The organism is Shinella lacus (assembly GCF_010994755.1).
GTDB classification, from domain to species: Bacteria; Pseudomonadota; Alphaproteobacteria; order Rhizobiales; family Rhizobiaceae; genus Shinella; species Shinella lacus.
In genome coordinates this window covers 1-4,008 of record NZ_WHSB02000036.1, presented here as the reverse complement: position 1 = coordinate 4,008, position 4,008 = coordinate 1, and the positions used below count along the sequence as shown (strand labels likewise).

7 protein-coding genes are annotated in these 4,008 nt (G+C 61.0%); 4 read left to right on the top strand and 3 right to left on the bottom strand.

Annotated elements, in window-relative coordinates:
• Window positions 1–163 precede the first annotated feature (163 nt).
• The 4 genes from GB927_RS34105 (at window position 164) to GB927_RS34090 (ending at window position 2,624) form a co-directional block, all read left to right on the top strand.
• Window positions 164–1,012 carry a DUF932 domain-containing protein gene (locus GB927_RS34105; RefSeq protein ID WP_256121572.1) on the top strand — a complete coding sequence of 283 codons (849 nt, stop codon included), beginning with the start codon at window positions 164–166 and terminating at the stop codon, window positions 1,010–1,012.
• A gap of 70 nt (window positions 1,013–1,082) precedes the next feature.
• Window positions 1,083–1,430, top strand: a complete 348-nt coding sequence (locus GB927_RS34100; RefSeq protein ID WP_256121571.1) for a hypothetical protein — start codon at window positions 1,083–1,085, stop codon at window positions 1,428–1,430.
• On the top strand, window positions 1,427–1,663 hold the full coding sequence (locus GB927_RS34095; protein WP_256121570.1) for a hypothetical protein: 237 nt from the start codon (window positions 1,427–1,429) through the stop codon (window positions 1,661–1,663). The genes GB927_RS34100 and GB927_RS34095 overlap by 4 nt, the downstream gene beginning before the upstream one ends.
• Window positions 1,647–2,624 carry a hypothetical protein gene (locus GB927_RS34090; RefSeq protein ID WP_256121569.1) on the top strand — a complete coding sequence of 326 codons (978 nt, stop codon included), beginning with the start codon at window positions 1,647–1,649 and terminating at the stop codon, window positions 2,622–2,624. Before GB927_RS34095 ends, GB927_RS34090 begins: the two co-directional genes overlap by 17 nt.
• Before the next feature lie 188 nt (window positions 2,625–2,812).
• On the opposite strand, the gene GB927_RS34085 is transcribed toward GB927_RS34090, so the two are convergent.
• Genes GB927_RS34085 through GB927_RS34075 form a run of 3 tightly spaced genes read right to left on the bottom strand, consistent with a single transcriptional unit; the run spans window position 2,813 to window position 3,766 of the window.
• Window positions 2,813–3,115, bottom strand: coding sequence for a DUF7673 family protein (locus tag GB927_RS34085; protein WP_369431785.1), 303 nt, complete (start codon window positions 3,113–3,115; stop codon window positions 2,813–2,815).
• Between the two features lie 11 nt (window positions 3,116–3,126).
• Window positions 3,127–3,522 carry a type II toxin-antitoxin system PemK/MazF family toxin gene (locus GB927_RS34080; protein WP_256121568.1) on the bottom strand — a complete coding sequence of 132 codons (396 nt, stop codon included), beginning with the start codon at window positions 3,520–3,522 and terminating at the stop codon, window positions 3,127–3,129.
• Window positions 3,515–3,766 carry a type II toxin-antitoxin system Phd/YefM family antitoxin gene (locus GB927_RS34075; RefSeq protein WP_064334353.1) on the bottom strand — a complete coding sequence of 84 codons (252 nt, stop codon included), beginning with the start codon at window positions 3,764–3,766 and terminating at the stop codon, window positions 3,515–3,517. Before GB927_RS34075 ends, GB927_RS34080 begins: the two co-directional genes overlap by 8 nt.
• Window positions 3,767–4,008: the final 242 nt, after the last annotated feature.

The following is a 4,008-nucleotide window of genomic DNA, read 5'->3' as shown; positions in this document are numbered from 1 at the left end:
CCCCGCCACGACCCCTTGACCCGAACGACCGCCGCCATGGGGCGGGCTGCGCCCTCCCCCCTCTGTCCGGGGGAATGTCAGAGGCCATTCCCCCGGAAAGACCGGGGAGGCTTCGCCCAAGGGGGCTCCCCCTGCGGGAGTTCGGGAAACATGGAGACAGAAAATGAGCATCTACACCCAGACCGCCCGTTTCGACACCGGCCGCGCCCTGACCGAAACCGAAATGCGCAGCTTCGCGCCGTCCATCTTTGCCGTGACCGCCCATGAGAGCAGGTCCGAGCGTTTCAAACCCATCCCGACCATCGAGGTGTTGCGCGGCCTCATGAACGAAGGCTTCATGCCGGTCGGTGTCAAGCAGTCCCGCAGCCGCACCGAAGGCAAGGCCGATTTTACCAAGCACCTCATTCGCATGCGCCGCGTCGATGACGGCAAGGTCTATAACGTCGGGGATACCGTCTGCGAAATCCTCCTCAAGAACGCCAATGACGGAACCAGCGCCTACGAATTGATGGCCGGGCTTTTCCGCGTCCGCTGCCTCAATTCCCTGGTGACGCAGACCGGTACCATCGACGCCATCAAGGTCCGCCATTCCGGCGACGTGCAGCACAAGGTCATCGAGGGCACCTATCGCGTTCTCGGCGAGGCAGAACGCACCCTTGCGGCCCCGCAAGATTGGTCGACCATGCGCATGAAGCCCGAGGAGGCTCAAATTCTGGCGGATGCCGCCCATGTTCTCCGCTTCGGAGACAATGAAGGCGAGACGACCACGCCGATCAAGCCGGAGCAGTTGCTTGTCCCGCGCCGCCACCACGACCGTGCCAACGATCTTTGGACGACGTGGAACGTGGTGCAGGAAAACGCCATCAAGGGCGGTTTGCGCGGCGTGGGTCGCGACGACCTCGGCAGGCCGCGCCGTGCGACATCCCGCGCGGTCAACGGGATCGATCAGGATATCAAGCTGAACAAGGCCCTTTGGCTGCTTGGCGAGCGGATGGCCGCCCTGAAATCCTGATCGGGACAATAGGAGCGCCGCCGGCAATGGCGGCGCTCGCATTCATCACCACCATATCGGAGGGTAGACCATGAAGCCCGCGCATCCAGTCGTCATCTCCAATAGTGGGGAGATCACTGGCCATGTCCGTCCCATGGCATTGGCCAATGCAATTCACTCTCGCTTTCCCTCGTCCTGGGGCGGCGCATTTTTCATCACCTTAAACAATATTCGGGATTGCATCGAAGCCGGAGACCGATGGTTTGAGGAAGAGACTCCCGAAGGATTCCGGATTTCCACCGATAGCGGCTTTTCCTGCATCGTTCGCGATCGCCTTCACTTTTGCTCCCTCCCCCGCACGGCCGCCGCGCTCGAAACAGCCCCAGACGATGAATCCCAGGTCGGGAGCCCCATTGCATCGAAAGGCGGTGACGCATGAGCTACGCAATCAAAGTCCGCATGGTCGGGAAGAAAAAATGGTCTTTCCTGACCCGTCGAGGGACCAACCCCTTGCGCATCCATGCAGCCCAATTCGCAACCCCGGAAAAGGCCCAAACCCTCATAGACGACAACAGGGAAGAAAATCCGGAATGGGAATGGAAGATCGTTGACTTCAAGACCGGCAAACCCGCCCGCGCAGCTATTGGAGGCTCAGATGCAGGTAACGAATGAGATGATCGAGCGCGCCGCGAAGGCTGTCGAAAAGATGGTCAAGCAATCCACCTACGGGTGGTCCGATGAGCAATTTGAAATCTATTGGACAAAAGAGCCGCGTTTTATCGAGCAGCAACACTTTTGGGGTGACGCCTTTGGGCGCGGAACTGAAAAAAATCGCCTTCAATGGAAGGTCCGCATCGCGCTTGAAGCCGCCCTTTCCCATGAAGAGGATACAGCGCTGGCGGAGGTGTTGCACTCGCTGAAATTCGCCGTGGCGCGCGTAAGGGTGGCGAGCGCCGAAGGCGATCCGATCCTTAGCGCATGGCTGCCCGGCGCGGATGCCATTATCGCCAAGGTGGCGCGCCGCGCCGACGTTGCCAAGCCTTTGTCAGGGATAGACAGCAGTGACGCCGTGCTCGACGCGCTCCGGCGGGCCGAACGGTTCATGTGCGGCTTTGAAGGCGATCCTCTGCAGGACGGCATTGACGGTGATCTTGAAGCAATCAGGTCGGCAATCGCCTGGCTGGAGGATGGCATCGCGGTCAGTGCCGCTTTGAGCGAGCAGGCCGGAGGATCAGCAATGAACAAGCTTCGCTCCCTGACCCCGAAGGAGCACGCCGCCATTCAGGCTTTCGCGCTCGAGAACGGTCGCCGTTGGAAGTCAAAGCTGAACGACGATTGGATGAATGCCCGCACGATCGGCATATTGCAGGCGCTGCGAAACACGCATGGCCCAAGCTGGCTGGTGTCGTATACCTTACCGAAGCCGAAGTCGGCATCCGAACGCCCGTCCGCTGTGATAGCTGTGACCGCCGACAATGGCGACATCTACGAAGCGACGAGGGCCTCGAAAAACGAAGCTTGGACGATCACCTATCCCGAAGGGCAGGATCGGTTTGCCGGAACGGAGGCTGAGCTTCGCGCGCATATCAAGCGGTTGATTTCTAAAGGGCCAGCGGCGAAAAACGCGCCATAGGCATCACGCCGCGCAGCCAGAAGGGATGCCCCGCCGAAAGGAGGGGCGTCCCTTTGCATTTACGGGATTGCGAGACTGTTTCGCGCCGGCGCTCGTGTTCCTGTCCCTTGCCGCATCGAGCGGCGCCGGCCAGGTCGAGGGGTGCCCCGGAGCCCCACCCCTCGAGCTCCCTTCCCGCCCATAGGGCCTTAGCTCTGGCTCTCGGCCCAGATCTCGGGCCGCCAAGCCTCGATAAGAGCCTCGATCTCGGTTCGATACTCTTCGGGGTAGAATGCCTGGGACTGGCGGCCGAGGCAGACGAACACAGTCCCCATATCGGCGGCAATCACCTGATCCACGCCGAACAGGTCCGTCAGGTCGAATCCGCCGAGGCGGTCAGCATTCCACCATGCCAGAAGAAATGCCGCGGCCCGTCGGGATTGCCCGGTGTCGCTTCTGGCGATTTTCAGAAGACGCTCGAATGCGGCGCGTTCATAATCGGTCATTGCCATGTCATTCCCCCCTATGTTCGGTTGACGCCCTTGACCTGGCGGTTGGCGGAAGCTTGCTTGATCACGGCCGCGACCTTTTCGAGAAAGGCGGCGCTCACGCTGCCGATTGGTTTGGTCGAGTCGAAATCGAATGCCTTGTCGAGTTCCACACGATTGTATTCATCAAGGATGATCCAGCAAGGAAAGGACAAGCCCACGCGGCGGCATTCCATTTCGGAGAGCGAAAGTGAAACGCGGTCGCTCTTTGGCTCCTGCGATGTGATCGGGAAGAGATAGACCGCGCCCGGATTGCCGGGCGTGCGCACGACAATGCAGACCGGACGCGCTTTGCGACCGGATTCTTCGCCCGCGCTTGCTTGCCGCGCCCACAGATAATGGAATCGGACGACCTGCCCCCGTTCAAACATCGCGCCCCGCATCGTCGAGGATTGCGTCGATGCCGGTCATCAGCTCATTGTGGATCTCGTCGGGCGCGTCCTCCAGGCGGTACGCCTTGGCATGTGTCTCGCCCTTCAGGCGCTGATAGGCGTCGGCCGTCAGGATCACCAGCTTTTGCTTGCCGCGCTTGGTGAGCGCGACGGGCTCGATAAGGGCGGCTTCGAGGATTTCCCCGGATGCCCGATTCATGTCGGAAAAGGTGAACTGCTTCATCGTCAGCCTCGATTCTGGATGTACCTAATATACGTATTTCATGCGAAATATGCAATGATATAGTTGGTTGGGCCACCGCCCGTTCCGGTCGGCCGCGCTCTATGCGCGCACGGAGCCAGCCTTCGGCCGTCTCCGCCGATCCCGGTAACGATCGCTTGTCCGGTCGGTGGCTTGCGCCCCCGGCACTGAGGCCCGGCGACGGGCCGCATCATCTCTTTCGCCCCTGACATCGCCGGCCGCCC

Coding starts and splice junctions, on each gene's coding strand:
- GB927_RS34105 (WP_256121572.1), top strand. CDS start 164: ATGAGCATCTACACCCAGACCGCCCGTTTCGACACCGGCCGCGCCCTG.
- GB927_RS34090 (WP_256121569.1), top strand. CDS start 1,647: ATGCAGGTAACGAATGAGATGATCGAGCGCGCCGCGAAGGCTGTCGAA.
- GB927_RS34100 (WP_256121571.1), top strand. CDS start 1,083: ATGAAGCCCGCGCATCCAGTCGTCATCTCCAATAGTGGGGAGATCACT.
- GB927_RS34095 (WP_256121570.1), top strand. CDS start 1,427: ATGAGCTACGCAATCAAAGTCCGCATGGTCGGGAAGAAAAAATGGTCT.
- GB927_RS34085 (WP_369431785.1), bottom strand. CDS start 3,115: ATGGCAATGACCGATTATGAACGCGCCGCATTCGAGCGTCTTCTGAAA.
- GB927_RS34075 (WP_064334353.1), bottom strand. CDS start 3,766: ATGAAGCAGTTCACCTTTTCCGACATGAATCGGGCATCCGGGGAAATC.
- GB927_RS34080 (WP_256121568.1), bottom strand. CDS start 3,522: ATGTTTGAACGGGGGCAGGTCGTCCGATTCCATTATCTGTGGGCGCGG.